General features: G+C 63.2%; 12 protein-coding genes. 6 read left to right on the top strand and 6 right to left on the bottom strand.

Annotation, left to right across the window (positions count from 1 at the left end):
* The first annotated feature begins 115 nt into the window (after positions 1-115).
* From VGO04_RS16475 to metF, 4 genes are all read left to right on the top strand, one after another.
* Positions 116-898 (top strand): ribonuclease T2, encoded by a 783-nt coding sequence (locus VGO04_RS16475; protein WP_327497042.1) that lies wholly within the window; start codon positions 116-118, stop codon positions 896-898.
* 208 nt (positions 899-1,106) lie between these two features.
* Positions 1,107-2,756, top strand: a complete 1,650-nt coding sequence (gene ettA / locus VGO04_RS16470; protein ID WP_327497041.1) for an energy-dependent translational throttle protein EttA — start codon at positions 1,107-1,109, stop codon at positions 2,754-2,756.
* Between the two features lie 622 nt (positions 2,757-3,378).
* Positions 3,379-4,398 carry a metalloregulator ArsR/SmtB family transcription factor gene (locus VGO04_RS16465; protein ID WP_327497040.1) on the top strand — a complete coding sequence of 340 codons (1,020 nt, stop codon included), beginning with the start codon at positions 3,379-3,381 and terminating at the stop codon, positions 4,396-4,398.
* Between the two features lie 2 nt (positions 4,399-4,400).
* Entirely contained in the window at positions 4,401-5,351 is a 951-nt protein-coding gene (metF, locus tag VGO04_RS16460; RefSeq protein ID WP_327497039.1) for a methylenetetrahydrofolate reductase [NAD(P)H], read from the top strand.
* 562 nt (positions 5,352-5,913) lie between these two features.
* Here metF and VGO04_RS16455 read toward each other — a convergent pair.
* From VGO04_RS16455 to VGO04_RS16435, 5 genes are all read right to left on the bottom strand, one after another.
* Positions 5,914-6,852, bottom strand: a complete 939-nt coding sequence (locus tag VGO04_RS16455) for a DMT family transporter (protein WP_327497038.1) — start codon at positions 6,850-6,852, stop codon at positions 5,914-5,916.
* A 332-nt stretch (positions 6,853-7,184) separates the two neighbouring features.
* Positions 7,185-8,414, bottom strand: coding sequence for a lytic murein transglycosylase (locus VGO04_RS16450; protein WP_327497037.1), 1,230 nt, complete (start codon positions 8,412-8,414; stop codon positions 7,185-7,187).
* A gap of 141 nt (positions 8,415-8,555) precedes the next feature.
* A complete protein-coding gene (locus VGO04_RS16445) occupies positions 8,556-9,347 on the bottom strand; it encodes a GH25 family lysozyme (protein WP_327497036.1) in 792 nt (263 codons plus the stop codon).
* Positions 9,348-9,588: 241 nt separating this feature from the next.
* A complete protein-coding gene (locus VGO04_RS16440) occupies positions 9,589-10,224 on the bottom strand; it encodes a class I SAM-dependent methyltransferase (RefSeq protein WP_327497083.1) in 636 nt (211 codons plus the stop codon).
* A gap of 37 nt (positions 10,225-10,261) precedes the next feature.
* Positions 10,262-11,512, bottom strand: a complete 1,251-nt coding sequence (locus VGO04_RS16435; protein ID WP_327497035.1) for a DUF3419 family protein — start codon at positions 11,510-11,512, stop codon at positions 10,262-10,264.
* Between the two features lie 178 nt (positions 11,513-11,690).
* On the opposite strand from VGO04_RS16435, the gene VGO04_RS16430 reads away from it, so the two are divergent.
* Both VGO04_RS16430 and VGO04_RS16425 read left to right on the top strand, forming a co-directional pair.
* A complete protein-coding gene (locus VGO04_RS16430) occupies positions 11,691-13,244 on the top strand; it encodes a putative bifunctional diguanylate cyclase/phosphodiesterase (RefSeq protein ID WP_327497034.1) in 1,554 nt (517 codons plus the stop codon).
* Between the two features lie 161 nt (positions 13,245-13,405).
* Entirely contained in the window at positions 13,406-14,758 is a 1,353-nt protein-coding gene (locus tag VGO04_RS16425; protein WP_327497033.1) for a serine hydrolase, read from the top strand.
* A 61-nt stretch (positions 14,759-14,819) separates the two neighbouring features.
* On the opposite strand, the gene VGO04_RS16420 is transcribed toward VGO04_RS16425, so the two are convergent.
* Entirely contained in the window at positions 14,820-15,869 is a 1,050-nt protein-coding gene (locus VGO04_RS16420; RefSeq protein WP_327497032.1) for a lytic transglycosylase domain-containing protein, read from the bottom strand.
* Positions 15,870-15,963: the final 94 nt, after the last annotated feature.

Below are 15,963 nucleotides of genomic sequence, written 5' to 3'. Positions count from 1 at the left end.
CTTGTTGATCGTTGCGCATGAGGTCACAAGCGATTTGGCGGCATTCACATTAGGAGTTGCAATTTTCCCGTTTTGAGCGATATTCGTTCCTGTTTTGTTTTCGCAGGAGGATGTCATGACGCGTTTCTTTAAAGCGATATCAGGGTTGCCGGCGGTTGCCCTTGCAGCGCTGATGCTGTTGCTTGCACCAACAGCCTTTGCTGCCAGCGAGGTGGTTTCCAAGGAGGCGCAGCCGGCGGGCGCTGCGAGCCGCACCGAGTATGTGCTGGCGGTCAGCTGGCAGCCAGGCTTCTGCGAAACGCGGCCGGAGCGCAAGGAATGCGCGAGCCAGACGGCGGAACGCTTCGATGCCACCAATTTCTCGCTGCATGGCCTCTGGCCCTTGCGCAAAAGTTACTGCGGCGTGGCGGCCGAGATGCGCGCGAAGGACCGCACGGGCAACTGGATGGAGCTGCCGAAGCTTGGCGTTGCCGACGACATGGCGGCGCGATTGCTTGTCGCCATGCCCGGCGTGCAATCCGGCCTCGACCGGCACCAGTGGCTGATGAGCGGCACATGCCAGGAGGGTTCGGTCGACGACTACTTCGCCGTGCAGCTGCGGATGCTGGAGGAGCTCAATCGCTCGGCTGTCGGTGCACTCTTTCGCCAGCGCATCGGGTCCGAGCTCGACGAGAAGACAATCAAGCAGGCCTTTGACCAGAGCTTTGGCGCAGGGGCAGGCGACCGGGTGCGCATGCGCTGCCAGACCGTTCAAGGGCGCAGCCTCATCACCGGGCTGACGATCGGGTTGACTGGCGACGTGTTGAAGGCATCGAGCCTTTCACCGCTGATCCAGGCGGCGGGTACGACCGAGTTCAAATGCGCCAAGGGCATCGCCGACAGCGCTGGCCGCGGCTAGGCGATTGCGCCCGATCTGGTGCGTGAGCTGGCTTTTGGGCGGAGTGGTCCGCGCCCGTCGCGGAGACATGGCGCAAGCCACATGGACGGAGACGCTCGCTTGGGATGGGCCGGGGGATAGACAGGGGCTGACGCCTTTGATCATTGCCCCCTTCCCATAATTCGCCTACATAGCGGGCAAATTTCCTTTCCCTGCGGAGCATTCCCTCATGGCACGTCAGTTCATCTATCATATGGCCGGACTTAATAAGTCCTACGGCGCAAAGAAGGTTCTCGAGAACGTTCATCTGTCGTTCTACCCGGACGCCAAGATCGGTATCCTCGGCCCGAACGGTGCCGGTAAGTCGACGGTCCTGCGCATCATGGCCGGCCTCGACAAGGAATTCACCGGCGAAGCCTGGGTCGCCGAAGGTGCGACCGTCGGCTACCTGCCGCAGGAGCCGCAGCTCGACCCGACGAAAACAGTGCTTGAAAACGCCATGGAAGGCGTTGCCAAGAAGAAGGCGATCGTCGACCGCTACAACGAACTGATGATGAACTACTCCGACGAGACGGCGGAAGAGGGCGCCAAGCTCCAGGATATCATCGACAGCCAGAACCTGTGGGATCTCGAGAGCCAGGTGGAAATGGCCATGGAAGCCCTGCGTTGCCCTCCGGGCGATGCGGAAGTCACCAACCTGTCGGGCGGTGAAAAGCGCCGCGTTGCGCTCTGCAAGCTGCTCCTTTCGCAGCCGGACCTGCTGCTGCTCGACGAACCGACCAACCACCTCGACGCCGAGACGATTGCCTGGCTCGAAAAGCACCTGCGCGAGTATCCGGGCGCCGTGCTGATGATCACCCACGACCGCTACTTCCTCGACAACGTCACCGGCTGGATCCTCGAGCTCGACCGCGGCCGCAGCATTCCTTACGAAGGCAACTACTCGGCCTACCTCGTTGCCAAGGCCAAGCGCATGCAGCAGGAAGGCCGCGAAGAGGCTTCCCGCCAGAAGGCGATCGCTCGCGAACAGGAATGGATCGCATCGAGCCCCAAGGCCCGCCAGGCCAAGTCCAAGGCGCGTATCCGCTCCTATGACGAGTTGGTCAACGCGGCTGAAAACCAGCGCCCGGGCGACGCCCAGATCATCATCCCGGTCGGCGAGCGCCTCGGCCAGGTGGTCATCGAGATGGAAGGCGTCACCAAGGGTTATGGCGATCGCCTGCTCATCGACGGCCTGTCCTTGAAGCTGCCGCCGGGCGGCATCGTCGGCATCATCGGCCCGAACGGCGCCGGTAAGACGACGCTCTTCCGCATGATCACCGGCCAGGAGCAGCCCGACAGCGGCTCGATCCGCATCGGCGAGACGGTGCACCTCGGCTACGTCGACCAGAGCCGCGACGCGCTCGATGGCAACAAGACCGTCTGGGAGGAAATCTCCGGCGGTGCCGAAGTCATCAAGCTCGGCAAGCACGAGATGAACTCGCGCGCCTATTGCTCGACCTTCAACTTCAAGGGCGGCGACCAGCAGCAGAAGGTCGGCAACCTCTCGGGTGGTCAGCGCAACCGCGTGCACCTTGCCAAGATGCTGAAGGCCGGTGGCAACGTTCTGCTGCTCGACGAACCGACCAACGACCTCGACACCGAGACGCTGGCAGCACTCGAAATCGCGCTCGAAAACTTCGCCGGTTGCGCCGTTATCATCAGCCACGACCGCATGTTCCTCGACCGCCTGGCAACGCACATTCTCGCCTTTGAAGGCGACAGCCAGGTCGAATGGTTCGAAGGCAACTTCGAAGACTACGAAAAGGACAAGATCCGCCGCCTCGGCCCGGATTCGGTCAATCCGAAGCGCGTCACCTACAAGCGCCTGACGCGCTAATAGGACCGGCACCGGCTTGCCTGCGGATGCAGGCAGGTACGTCAAGCATACTGGAACGGGCGAGGCGCAGCTTCGCCCGTTTTCTGTTGCGGGCGTTCTACTGCCTCTTTCCATTAATCCTATCCGATCAAGGGGGGAACTGGAGCCAATCCAAAGTGCGACGCGGTATTTCGCGCCCCTGAGGGGGCTCTGTGCTTTGGAGCCGGTCAGGGGCGAGGGGTCTGGAAGTGGCATTACCAGTGGGCAGCGGCCTCTCCGATCGTTGGCAGTCCGGGGCGAGCTCGCTGGCCGCCTGGTGTGCCGCACGTTACCCTGACCGCACAATGGGTGCTCCGGCATCTTCGTCCGTGAGCGGCCTGCCTCCAGTGACGCTACGTGAGGGCAGGATGCTCCAGTGACGTACAACGTGCCAGCGCCGCGCCTTCGATTGCTGAACGTGAAGGCGACGGCCTTGGGTGGACAGGCCGGGCGGAGCCAGGCTGGCGGACGTGACACCTTGGCATGGCCTATACGGCTATGGTCCTGTTTCGCCAGCGGCATTCTTTGGCCTTCCAGCGCAAATCCGCTTGCGCCAGCGTCGCAAATCACATAAACATATCTTTATGTGTTGATGGGGATGGCGATGGCTACTCAGGGGCAACTGGGACTGGATGCGCTGGTGGACGTGCTGAAGGCGGCGGGCGAGCCGACCCGCATGCGTCTGGTCGCGCTCTTGGCTGCGGGCGATCTTACCGTTACCGATCTTACCGAAATTCTCGGGCAATCGCAGCCGCGTATTTCGCGGCATCTGAAGCTGCTTGCCGAGGTCGAACTGATCGACCGTTACCAGGAAGGCGCCTGGGCCTATTTTCGACTGAGACAGGATGGCGCCCGTGTGGGTCTCGTGCGGGCGATGCTGGCTTCCGCCTCTGTCGAGGATGCCGTGCTTTCGCGCGATGCAGCGAGGCTCACCACGCTCAAGAAGGCCAGAGCCGAGAAGGCCCAGGCCTATTTCAGCCGCAACGCTGCCGGCTGGGACGAGCTTCGCCGCCTGCACGTCAGCGAGCGCGACGTCGAGGCTCAGCTGCGCGAGATGGTTGGCGACGAGCCGGTCGAAAGCCTGCTCGATCTCGGCACCGGGACGGGCCGTATCCTGCAGCTGTTCGAAGGGCTCTATCGCCGGGGCACCGGGGTCGACGCCAGCCGCGACATGCTCGCGGTTGCGCGCTCCAATCTCGACCGGGCCGGCATCACCAAGGCATCGATCCGCCATGGCGACATCTTCAACCTGCCGCTCGACGGCCAGACCTTCGATCTCGTCACCATCCATCAGGTGCTGCATTTCCTCGAAGAGCCGGAGGCGGCGATCGCCGAGGCCGCGCGGATGCTGATGCCCGGTGGTCGCCTGGTCATCATCGACTTTGCGCCGCACGGGCTCGAGCACCTGCGCGACGAGCACGCCCATGCCCGCCTCGGCTTCTCGCATCAGGCCATGGCCGACTGGCTGGCCAAGGCGGGGCTGGTCCTCGAAAAGACCACGGATCTGTCGCCTGAGGGGGCGGACGGCGGGAAACTGACGGTGACCATCTGGCTGGCGCGCGATCGGCGGGCCGTGAATGAGAATGAAACGCCGAGGCCGCGTGTCCAGGCGGGGGGAGTTTAAATATGACGGCACAGACGCTTTATCCGGCCGAACGCGGCAATCTGAAGCTCTCCTTCGAGTATTTCCCGCCGAAGACCGATGAGATGGAAGCGCAGCTCTTCCAGACAGCGGAAGATCTTTCCGTCTTCGGTCCGGCCTTCGTGACCGTCACCTATGGCGCCGGCGGCTCGACCAAGGCACGCTCGCTGACGACGGTCCGTCGCATGATCGAGGAAAAGGGTTTTGCCAATACCGCGGCTCACCTGACCTGCGTCGGCGCGCCGAAGGCGGAAGTCGACGCGGTGATCGACGAGTACATTGCCTGCGGCGTCCGGCACTTCGTCGCCTTGCGCGGCGATCCGCAGGGCGGCATTGGCAGCGTCTACCAGCCGCATCCAGGCGGCTACGAGAGCAGCGCCGATCTCGTCAGGGCGATCCGCGCGCGCGGCGACGATATCGAGATCTCCGTCTCGTCCTATCCGGAAAAGCACCCGGAAAGCCCCGACGTCGCGTCCGACATCGACATGCTGAAGCGCAAGGTGGACGCCGGTGCGAACCGGGCGCTGACCCAGTTCTTCTTCGACAACAATGATTACGAACGCTACCTGGAGCGCGTACGCCGCGCCGGCATCAATATCCCGATCGTCCCGGGCATCCTGCCGATCAACAATCTCACGCAGGTGCAGAAGTTTGCCGGTCTCTGTGGCGCCAGCGTGCCGGAGGCAATCGTTACGCGGCTCGTCCACCTTGAGGACCAGCCGGCCGAGCGCTTCAAGGAGGCGACCCACATCGCCGCCGAGCAGATCGTCGATCTGGCGCGTCGCGGCGTGCGCGATTTCCATCTCTATACGATGAACCGCACGCCTCTGGTGACCGCTGTACTCGATCTCGTCGGCTTCGAGCAGGTTCAACCGGAGACGAGCGGCGCGCTCGAGGAAGCGCCGCAGAAGAGAGTGGCAGGTGCCGCGGCCTGAGCCGCGCTGCCTCAGCCACACGCCTCGAACCGCTTCAATGGTTCAGCCTGTGGCCGCTTCAGGAAAAGGTCGCCCAAAAAGGAAAGCGCCCGAAGATCGATCTTCAGGCGCTTTCTCGTTTGTCGCAGCGTCTAGACCCTGTGCTCTCTTGGCGGTCTAACTTGCTTGGTGCTGCAAAATGGTTTCCCGGAAATTTAAGTCCCTATTCGGTTTTGGACTGTCAGCAGCTCGCTCTTCAGATGAAAAGCATCGTGGCTACGAATACGAACGCTGCACTGATCATGAGGACGTTCAGCGAATGTGTAAGGCCCATGGAAGACCCTCCCTGCGTTAACGCGTTAAAACATAGGGCGAAATCAGGGAGGGTTAAAGGGAAACTTGTGCTGCAGTGCGAAATCCGTGAGGTCGGAAACCCTTATTCACAGGCCTATAGATCTGAAAACATTGCTATTTCGAGGCTGCCACATTTTTTTCACAATCGCTTCGACAAGGTTAATGTAAACGTTTGTAACCGTGCGTGAGTGCCCCAAACGGGTACCATTCAAGCCCCCGATTCCCCCGTTCAGGCGGCCCGTTTGCGGCGCAGGATTCGGCCGTCGAGGACGGCCAGGCCGAGTGCGATCAGCACCATGCCGGCGAAATCCGCCACCTGCAGCGTCTCGCCGAGAAAGAGGTAGCCGAGCAGGATCGCGCTTGGCGGCACCATGAGGGTGACGAGCGAAGTGTTGGTGGCACCGGCTTCCCGCATGATGCGGAAGAAGAGGATGTAGGCATAGGCGGTGGAGACGAGCGCCAGGCCGAGGATCGAAAGGACCACCTCGATTGGTGGCATGGGCAGCAGCCAGGGCGTATCGCTGAAAGCGGCGACGGGCAGGGCAATCAGCGTCGAAGCCGTCAGTTGTCCTGCGGCCGTCACCGGCGGTGCCAGGTCCTTGAAGCGTTTGCCGTAGGTTGCGGCAAAGCCGTAGCTGACGGCCGCAAGCACAGGCAGGATGAGCGCCCAGAGTGGCACGCTGCTCGACGTGCCGAAGAGACCGGCGACGGCGCTCGGCCCGATCAGGACCACGGTGCCGGCAAGGCCAAGCAGGCAGCCGGCAAGCTTGGTCGAGCTCAGCTTTTCGTCCTCCGTTGCCATATTGGCGATGAGGACGGTCCAGACCGGCGTGGTGGCGTTGAGGATCGCCGCAAGCCCGGCGCCGATATGGGTTTGCCCAAGGAAGATGAAGGCATGGGGGATGGCATTGTTGATCAGCCCCATCAGCGCGAATTCGCGCCAGCGGCTGGCAAGGGCCTCGTACATGCCGAAGCGGCCGCGGATGTAGAGATGCAGGGCCACGGCGGCGAGGCCCAGCCGAAGGAACACCAGCGTGAACGGCGGCACATGGGCGACGGCAACGCGAGCGAAGAAAAACGATCCGCCCCAGATCAGGCCGAGAAGCGCAAGCAGCGCCCATGTCGTGACATTCATCTGCTGGCCGTTCACTGCGGGGCGTGCGTTCATGGTCCTGCCTGCCGGTTCTGATCTGACGCTGTTTCATAGCCCGGCGCGGGAGAAGCGACCACCCGGTTCTTGCAAGCGTGCGTGGTAGCGAGGGGAGCGGTCGGCGTGGGAGGTACACCAACATTGCCGGAGGCTACGGCTGTGCGACTGACAAAAAGAAGCCCCGGCAATCCGTGCGATCACCGGGGCGGTTGGTCGTCAGCAAAGGGCAGGCGCGCTTGCCCGCGCCGTTGCGCCTAGATCATTTCATTGTTTCGTCGAAACAGCGAAATGATCTAACTCTCTGATATTACGCAATTCCGGACGGAAAACCGTTCTACACTGGAATTGCTTTAGAGAGCGTTCAAGAGTTCCAGCGTTGCCCAGCCGTCGGCCGGGCGGCCGAGGCGAAGCTGCTCCTTCTGGAGTGCTGCGCGCGTGCCGGAGCCGAGGATGCCGTCGATCTTGCCAACGTTGTGGCCGAGCGTCTGGAGCTTGGTCTGCAGTGCCTTCATGCCAACGTCGTCGAGGCCCGGTTCCGGATTGCCGCCCTCATAGGTGGGCGCGCCGCCGAGGCGGGTCGCGAAGTAGGCGGCCGAGGTCGTGTAAATGAACGACTGGTTCCACTCGAGATAGACGTTGAAGTTGGGGTAGGTGAGGAAGGCAACGCCCTTGCGGCCCTGCGGCAGCACCAGCGAGGCTTCGAGATTGCCGAAAGCGGTGTCGCCGTTGCGCGGCTTGACGCCGAGCGCGAACCAGTCGCTAGCCTTCATGCCTGGCTGCAGGCCGGTCTTTTCCCAGGGAAGCTCAGCGGGAACGCTGACTTCCTGGATCACCGGCTGGCCAGCCTTGAAGCCGAGGCTCTGGATGAACTTGGCGGCAGTCAGGATCGCGTCGGGCGAGCTCTTCTTCAGGTTGACGTGGCCGTCGCCGTCGCCATCGACGCCATAGGCGATGATGTCTTCCGGCAGCATCTGCACCTGGCCGATCTCGCCGGCCCAGGCGCCGGTGGTGGTCGCCGGGTCGAGGTCGCCGTGCTGCACCATCTCGATGGCTGCGATCAGCTGCGGGCGGAACATTTCCGGTCGGCGGCAATCATGCGACAGCGTCACCAGCGCGTCGCGGGTGTTGAAGTCGCCCTGGACGGCACCGAAGTCGGTTTCCATCGCCCAGAAGGCGGTGATGACGGGGGCGGGCACGCCGAATTCCTTCTCGGCGCGGGCAAAGACGTCGGCATATTCCTTCATCTTCTGCTGGCCGATATCGAGCCGCGACTTGCTGACGGTACGCTTGGAAAATTCGGTGAAGGTCTGCTTGAAGACGCCCTGGGCGCGGTCGCGGCTGAGCACCTTTTCGTTGATGGCGGCACCCGCAAGCGCCCGGTCGGCGACATCGGCCGGAACGCCCTTGGCGACCGCCTCGGCCTTCACGCCCTGAAGGAACGCGCCGAGGTCGCCGCCGCAGGCAACCGCCGGAGCTGCTGCCTGCGTGCCCGTCGCAGCCGCGGTCTGGGCGGCAGCCGCAGACGCGGTCAGGGCCAGAAGAGCGACGGAGGCGAGGGCGTGCCGGGCTATGCGGATCATCATAAATTCCTTTCTTTGCCGTGGGATGCGCGTGCGCCACCACGGACGAAACTGCTGTTTGTAAATCTGCCGTTGCTCTTTCAGAGCATTATGACCGAAAGAAGAAAAAGGGTTCGCCTGCCACAGTTGTCGGCAGGAATGTCAGTTCTGCTTCGGTTGCGAGACCGCCGCGACCCATTTCTTCCAGTTTTTCGCCGAGCCGGCGAAGACATTGATATCGGTGGCGCCGTCGATGCCGGGAATCACCCCGGTGCTGGTGTATTGCCAGAACGCCCAGCGACGCTCGACATAGGTTTCGCCCGGATGCTTGGCGACCGAGCGCACCCAGAAGTGATGCTCCTTGAACTGGTCAACGAGATTGTCGCGGTGGAAGTCGACCGAGGTGTAGATGATCGGCCGCTTGCCGTAATGCGCTTCGAGGCGGTCCATGAAGCGCTTCATCTCGACGCGTACTTCGTCGGGCGAGGGGCGATGGCGGCAGGTCTTCGATTCGCCGTTCCACTCGACGTCGAGCACCGGCGGCAGGTAGACCGCGCTTTTCGGCACGTTGGCGATGAACCAGTCGGCCTGATCGTCCGCGGTCGAGCAGAAGTAATAGAAGTGATAGGGCGCGTAGGGGATGCCGGCGGCCCGCGCCCGCTGCCAATACTCGTTGAAGCGCGTATCGACCCGATCCTTGCCTTCCGTCGCCTTGATGAAGGCGAAGGAGACGCCCGAGTTCTTCACCTTCGTCCAGTCGATATCGCCATTCCATTTCGAAACGTCGATGCCGTGGATGTTGTGGTGCTGCGGGGTCCGGTCGCCGAAGTTCTGCGGGTCCGTATCCTGAAAGCGCGGTGGGATCGATGCCGTCTGCATCAGGTCGTAGTCGGTCGAGGAACAGGCGGAAAGAAGGGTGGCAATGGGCAATAGAGCCAGGAGAAGCCGGCGCATGGGGTACCTGTTTCGAGACGATCGACGAACCTGCCTCACACGATGGCTTCCATATCGGTGATTTCCCCCGCGAGGCGTGAACCCCATTTTCACCATATCATCGTAAAAATTGGGTTAGCTCAAGCGGGAATTGCGGTCGTGCCCATGGTCGAAAGCGCCGAAAACCGGGAGATTTTCGGCGCCGACCCAAAAGCGGCAACGCGCGGATTGCCCGCGCGTTGCACGACATGGGCTGCTGGTCTCAGGCAGCGACCGCAACGGCTGGGCGTTGATAGACGGCCAGCCAAGCATAACCACGGCCGATCGCGCGCCGTTCGAGGTCGGCACCGTTCGCTCTCGCCTTGTCGCGCAAAACCTCGAACAGGCGCTCGCGCGGCGTCACGTGGAAGCGATTGAGCCAGCCGCGCAGCGCCCGACGAAAGCCTGCCGGCAGGCGTTCCTGCTGGCCGAAATCGGCGATGTGCAGCGAGCCGCCAGGATTGAGCGCCGCGATTGCCGCGTCGATCGCCTTCTGCCAGTCGGGGATCATCGACAGCGAATAGGAGATGACGACGTGGTCGAAGCCTCGCTCGCCGAAGATGGCCGGGTCAAAATCCGTGGCATCGGCGACCCGAAGCGTTGCTCGCGGCCTGGAGCCGCGGTTGAGCTTTGCATCGGCCGAGGTCAGCATCTCCTGCGAAATGTCGAGGCCGAACAGGCGGGCCGAGGGGAAGCAGCGGCCGATTAGCGAGAGATTGCGGCCGGTGCCGCAACCCACTTCAAGCACCGAGGCGCCAGGTGCTGCGTGCATCTCCCGGATCAGCGTGTCGCGACCGAAGAGGTAGTACTTGCGCGTCAGATCGTAGAAATGCCGCTGGTAGCGGTACATGTGGTCCATGCGCCGCGCGTGGGAACTGCGAGCCTCAAGCACGGGCCTAGCCTTTCTTCCGGTAGATGTGGAAGCCGCCATAGATGGCGGAGCGATCCTCTGCGCCAAGCCTCAGCGAGGTCTCGGCGTCGTAGTGCCACTGGTCAAGCAGGGCTGCGGAAACACGGCCTGGCAGGATGCTGTCTTCGGCCGCGGTGCGGAAGATGACAACCGCGCCGGTATCGGCCGTACGGGTGATTTCCGTCCAGAGGTCGTTCAGCTGCTGGTCGTTCATCCAGTCCTGGGCGTCGAGCAGCACGTAGCGATCGACGGCGCCGGCAGCCTTGCCGGCCAGAAGCTCGGTGAAGCTTGCGTGATGAACCTCGACGCGTTCGGCGTTGTTGCGGATCGTCTCATAGGCAGAGGCGCTCAGATAGGGCGGCAGGTCGCCCTCTTGCGGCAGCGGGTAACGCCGTGCGAACGCCTGCCAGGCAAAGTAGTTCTCGCGCAGCGGGAAGTGACAGGTGAGCTTTTCGAGACGCTGGCGGAGCACGGCGGCGAGCGACTTCTCGGCACTCAGGCTTGCGAGCTCGTCGAACTGCTGCGGCGGAATGCCGAGGCCGAAGAGCGAGCTCTTGCGCCCGGTGATCCAGCGGATGGTGGGACGATCAAACAGCGGCGCCAGGCGCTCGTCGAAGAACTGGCGCTGTTCGCGCATCGAGCGCGCCTGGACGAACTCTTCCGGATTGACGCCGTGCATGCGCGAAAGCAGGTGGGCCGCCGCAATGAAGCGGCCGAGAAGGCCGGTGCGATAGATGTTGCGGCCAAAGACGCCGATGCGGCGGCGGCCGGCGAGGCTGCGGCCGTTCCAGTAGCTGCGGGTCGCCGCGTCGAGTTTGGGTGCGAGGAAGAGATCGAAAGCCTGGACGTTGGTGCCGGTGCCTTGGGTGGCGAGGAAGCGCGTGACGTCCTTGTGGCTCGGCAGATGGCGGAAGGCCGCGAGCTTCAAGCGGTTGAGCGCGATATGGTGCGGGTTGAGATCGACGACGTCGATCTTGCGCGGGCCGGCTGATAGATAGGTCAGCATGTTGCAGCCGCCAGAGCCGATGGTGACGATGCGACTGTCGGGGCCGAGCTGCATCGCTTCCATGTCGACGATCGGGTCTTCCCAGATTTGCGGGTAGACGAGGCCCGAAAACAGCAGGCCGAAGAGACGTTCCGAGAGGCCCGCAAGCGAGAGGGTCTTGTGCTGCAGCAGGGCGTTTTTCAGCTTCGGATTTTTTCTGCCAAAGCCGACGTCGGGAGCGAGTTCATTCATCTCAGACGGTCATCCAGTTGAAACTTAGCCGCTTCTAAATTGACTCGGCTACACTTTGATGACGGGCTTTCCACAGCCGCCCGAACCCGCCGTAGAGGCTGTGACTGTGATTTTTCACCCATAAGAATTCATTAAACCCTAGCGTGCTAGCACCTTCTCATATTCGGGGGGCGTCGACATGATGTTAAGAACGTTTCTGCCGAAGCCCGAGCAGCGATTTGCGGCTGCCGGCGCGGCATTGGGGGCTCTGGTTTCTGCGGCATGGCTGGCGACGGAAACCGTTCTGATTGAACAATCGACGACCCATTGGGACGTTACCGCCATTGTGGCGGCCGGCGCCATGCCGTTTCTCCTCGGCGGTTCCTTCTATCGCTGGCGCTATTCGCGTCGGCTCGAACGTGAATTGTTTGCGGCCCGCCGTGCCGAGCGGCGGCTGCGCCACGAGGTCCACCGCGACAAGCTCACGGGGCTTGCAAACCGGGCGGCGCTGGAGGCTGATATTCGCCAGGCGCTTTGCGTCGAGGGGGCCGCGTTCGAACGCAAGTCATTGCTCCTCCTCGACCTTGATCGTTTCAAATCCATCAACGACACGCTGGGGCATGATGCTGGCGATCGGCTGCTGGCTCTGTTTGGCGCGCGGTTGCGCCGGGCATTCGCCGGAGAAGCGACGGTGTACCGGCTGGGGGGCGACGAGTTCGTGGTCGCGGCGGCCGGCGCGTCATCGCAAGCCGAGGCCGAAATGTTGGCAACGCGCGTCGAGAGACTGTTCGAGCTGCCGTTCGATCTCGGCGAGGCCCAGGTCGCTTCCGGCTGCAGCATCGGCATCGCCTTTATCGAGCGGACGGACATTTCGACGGGCGATGTGCTGAAGCGGGCGGATCTGGCGCTCTACGAGGCAAAAGCGATCAGCGGCAACAGCCATGCCTTCCATTCCGAAACGATGTCGGACGCCATGCGCCAGCGGGCGGAGGCGGAGCGCGATCTGGTGCGGGGTTTTGCGCAGGAGGAGTTCTTCCTCGAATTCCTGCCGATCGCCGGTGGCGAAAGCGGTGTTGTCCGAGGGTTCGAATCGCTGCTGCGCTGGAGGCATCCGCTTCGTGGCGTGATCGGGGCGGACGCATTCGAGCCGCCGGAGCAGAGCGCGTTCACGCTGTCGCTGGGGGCATGGGCACTTCAGGCCGCCTGCCGACAGGCGGCAAGCTGGCCATCGCCGACCGGGCTGACCGTGGTGCCCTTCGCTTCCCAGCTTAGGGATCGCGACTTCGTGGTGCAGGTGCAGCGATGCCTGCTTGCGGCGGGCCTGCCACCGGGGCGGTTGACGATCGAGGTTGCCGAGGGCGTTTCGACGGAAGACCTGGCCGTTTTCGCTGAGAACCTGCGCGGCCTGCGCGTGCTTGGCGTGCGGGTCGCGCTGGGCGGGGGCTCTGCCTCGTCGCTGCCCTTGAACCAGATTTCCGACGTGCAGCCCGACCAGGTGACGGTCGATCTGGCCGCCGTGCGGGCGGCCCACGGCAGTGAGCGCAGCGTTGCGCTGCTTGCCTGCCTGATCAAGACGGGCCAGGTGCTGCGTCTTGCGATCGGCGTCAGCGGCGTCGAGAAGGAAAGCGAGGCGGATTGCGCGCGCGCCTGCGGCGCGGCGGAACTCCGCGGCCCATGGATTTCGCCGCCAATTGCCGACGTGACCGTGCTGTTTGGCGGCGGCAAAATGGGTGAACTGCGACGCACTGCATAGAGCACGTCGCGCAAGGCGGCGCCGGGATCTTGCGCGCGAGCAATCTCTGCTATCTGCAAAGCGTCCGGGGCGGTTCTTCTTAAAATGACAGGTTGAAACCGTCGGGGCTTTTCCTGGCTGCGAAATGCTGGTTCTCTTTGCGCCTCAAGTCGGAGGAGCGCATGGGACGCGTGTTGAGGATATCGGGTGCTGCCTTGGTGCTGATTGCTGCCGGCCTTTTTGGCTGGCTCGCGCTGGCGCCACCGGAACTGCTCAAGATCGGTGACGGCTATGCGGCCAAGATCGTCTGCTCCAACGTGTTCATCGCCGGGCGCGATGCACAAGCGGTGCTTGCCGATGACGTCCAGGCACCCGGTCATCCCTTGCTGAAGTTGATCAGCGTCGCCGTGGATAGCGAGAAGCAGATGGTGACGGCCCGGATCCTGGGCTTTGCCGCTGCGGGCTACGCGGCCTATCGGCCGGGGACGGGCTGCACGAGCCTGCCTGATGGCGACGCGAGCGCGCTTGCACAGATCCGGACCGCGGCCGCCGCACCTGCACCTTTGCCGGATGCGACCTGGCCGGAAGGCGAGGGGGCACAAATCGACCCCGCCCTGCAGAAGCTGATCGAAGACGGAGAGCTTGCCGGGCCGGGCATGCGGGCGATCGCCGTCATAAGAGATGGTCGCCTGGTCGCGGAGACCTATGGGCAAGGCTTCGATCGTTCGACACCGCTTCTCGGCTGGTCGATGACCAAATCCGTGACGGCGGCGCTGATCGGTCTGCGCGTCGCTGGCGGACACATGGATGTGGCACGCGCCGGGCTCCTGCCGGAATGGGCTGGCGACGGGCGCGCGCGCATCACGCTTGCCGACCTCATGGGCATGCAGAGCGGGCTGGAGTTCAACGAGAACTATGGCGACGTCACCGACGTCACCCGCATGCTCTACCGCGAGAAGGATATGGCGGCTTACGCGGCGGCAAAGCCACTCTCCTCCGAGACCGGGACGGACTTCCGCTATTCCAGTGGCACGAGCACGCTTCTGGCGAAGCTCTGGATGCAAACCTTCGATGCCCCGGCCGCAGCACTTGCCTATCCGCACGACGCCCTTTTCTCACCCCTGGGCATGCGGAGCGCGGTGATGGAAACCGATGAGGCGGGCACGTTCGTCGGCTCGTCCTACATGTATGCGACAGCGCATGATTGGGCGCGTTTTGCTCAGTTCCTGTTGCAGGACGGCGTCTGGAAGGGGCAGGCGATGCTGCCTGCGGGCTATGTCGCGTTCATGCGCACGCCGACCAAGGCGTCCGGCGGCAAATACGGCCAGGGTCAGGTGTGGCTGGAGGAAAACGGGGTCAGGGCAGGGACGGGCCGCTTTCCGGCAGACAGCTTTTGGATGCTTGGCCATGACGGCCAGGCCATTATGCTCGTGCCCTCATTGAAGCTTGCGGTGGTCAGGCTCGGTCTGACACCCTCGCGGCTCGGCTATGACGTGCAGAAGCTCAACGGCAAAATAATAGAGGCGCTCGATTGAGCGCCTCTTTAAAAATCGTCCCGGTCAGCGGCTAGAGAAACTCCAGCAAGTGAGGCTTGCCTCACTTCATGCCGAGCTCTTCGAGCAGACCCTTGCGCTTGGCGTGGTAGTAATAGCCGCTCGCATAGAGCTTGACCGCGCCGTCATGCTGGTTGTCGGCCACCATCCAGGCGCCGTGCAGGTACTTCGTCGCGTATTTGATGTTGGTTTCGGCGTCGAACAGACCTTCCGCCGGACCGTCGTAGCCGAGGCCCTTGGCGGTGTTGTAGCGGATCTGCATCAGGCCGTAGTTGCCCTTGCTGTAGGCGCGCGGGTTGTAGTTGCTCTCGCGCTTGACGACACGGTGCACCAGTTCGACCGGGATACCGTTGAGGTCGGCGTAATACTTGATGAGCTTGTCGAGTTCGGGACGCGAGCTCGTCGGCGTCTTGGAGAACTTCATCGAATCCGGGATGACGCTGGCAACGGCGGCCACGGTCGAGCCGATGACGCCCGTCTTCGGGCGCTCGGTCGGTACGATCATGCGGTTTGCAACGAGGTTTTCGAGGCCGACGGGCTCGCCGGTGTCGAAGTCCGATTCCATTGCAGCGGCAACAGCGAGCGTGGAAACCGGCAGGTCCTGCACCCGGCTGGACTTGGCAGCAGCGACGGTCGGGGCGGTTGCTGCTACCTGCGAGGCATCGGCGGAGGCCAGGGTCACGGCGGCAGTCGCGGTCTCGGCATTGGTCATGGCGGCGTTCGTCGGGGCAACCATGGCAAGGGCCATGGTATCGCCCGGCTTGGCAGCGGGGACCGCTACCAGCGCCGGAGCCGCTTCGGCGCCTTGGGCAAGATCGGTCGCGACCGGATAGGTGGTCGCGACGCCGGTGGTTTGGGCCGCCGTCTGGGCGACAAGAGCAGCGCTCGTTGCGGTGGCAACGCCATCAGGCGTCGGCAGGGCATAGGCGGTCATTTCAGTGCCGGGCTTTGCGAGCGGCGTGACCGTCTGCACGGCCGTCAGATCTGCGAGCGACGTGTGCTCTACCGTTGAGCATCCCGAGACAATCGACGCCGACAGAATAGCTGCCACGCCAAACGTCTGTTTGGAAAGGGAAATACGGTACTTCGCCATTCTGTCACTTTCGTGCTTCTGGGCCCCGTAGCCCCTGCAAATCAGCGGTTGCCAGCCGCCAAGCGTGAATCTCCATTAACCTATGCGGCAGGCG

Source organism: Ensifer sp. (genome assembly GCF_035999185.1).
In the GTDB taxonomy this organism is placed as follows: Bacteria; Pseudomonadota; Alphaproteobacteria; order Rhizobiales; family Rhizobiaceae; genus Ensifer.
Note: the sequence above shows the minus strand (reverse complement) of the source record. Positions and strands in the feature narration are given on the sequence as shown.

Excerpts from the sequence above, each read along its gene's own strand:
- VGO04_RS16475 (WP_327497042.1), top strand. The coding sequence starts at position 116 with ATGACGCGTTTCTTTAAAGCGATATCAGGGTTGCCGGCGGTTGCCCTT.
- ettA (WP_327497041.1), top strand. The coding sequence starts at position 1,107 with ATGGCACGTCAGTTCATCTATCATATGGCCGGACTTAATAAGTCCTAC.
- VGO04_RS16465 (WP_327497040.1), top strand. The coding sequence starts at position 3,379 with ATGGCTACTCAGGGGCAACTGGGACTGGATGCGCTGGTGGACGTGCTG.
- metF (WP_327497039.1), top strand. The coding sequence starts at position 4,401 with ATGACGGCACAGACGCTTTATCCGGCCGAACGCGGCAATCTGAAGCTC.
- VGO04_RS16455 (WP_327497038.1), bottom strand. The coding sequence starts at position 6,852 with ATGAACGCACGCCCCGCAGTGAACGGCCAGCAGATGAATGTCACGACA.
- VGO04_RS16450 (WP_327497037.1), bottom strand. The coding sequence starts at position 8,414 with ATGATCCGCATAGCCCGGCACGCCCTCGCCTCCGTCGCTCTTCTGGCC.
- VGO04_RS16445 (WP_327497036.1), bottom strand. The coding sequence starts at position 9,347 with ATGCGCCGGCTTCTCCTGGCTCTATTGCCCATTGCCACCCTTCTTTCC.
- VGO04_RS16440 (WP_327497083.1), bottom strand. The coding sequence starts at position 10,224 with ATGGACCACATGTACCGCTACCAGCGGCATTTCTACGATCTGACGCGC.
- VGO04_RS16435 (WP_327497035.1), bottom strand. The coding sequence starts at position 11,512 with ATGAATGAACTCGCTCCCGACGTCGGCTTTGGCAGAAAAAATCCGAAG.
- VGO04_RS16430 (WP_327497034.1), top strand. The coding sequence starts at position 11,691 with ATGATGTTAAGAACGTTTCTGCCGAAGCCCGAGCAGCGATTTGCGGCT.
- VGO04_RS16425 (WP_327497033.1), top strand. The coding sequence starts at position 13,406 with ATGGGACGCGTGTTGAGGATATCGGGTGCTGCCTTGGTGCTGATTGCT.
- VGO04_RS16420 (WP_327497032.1), bottom strand. The coding sequence starts at position 15,869 with ATGGCGAAGTACCGTATTTCCCTTTCCAAACAGACGTTTGGCGTGGCA.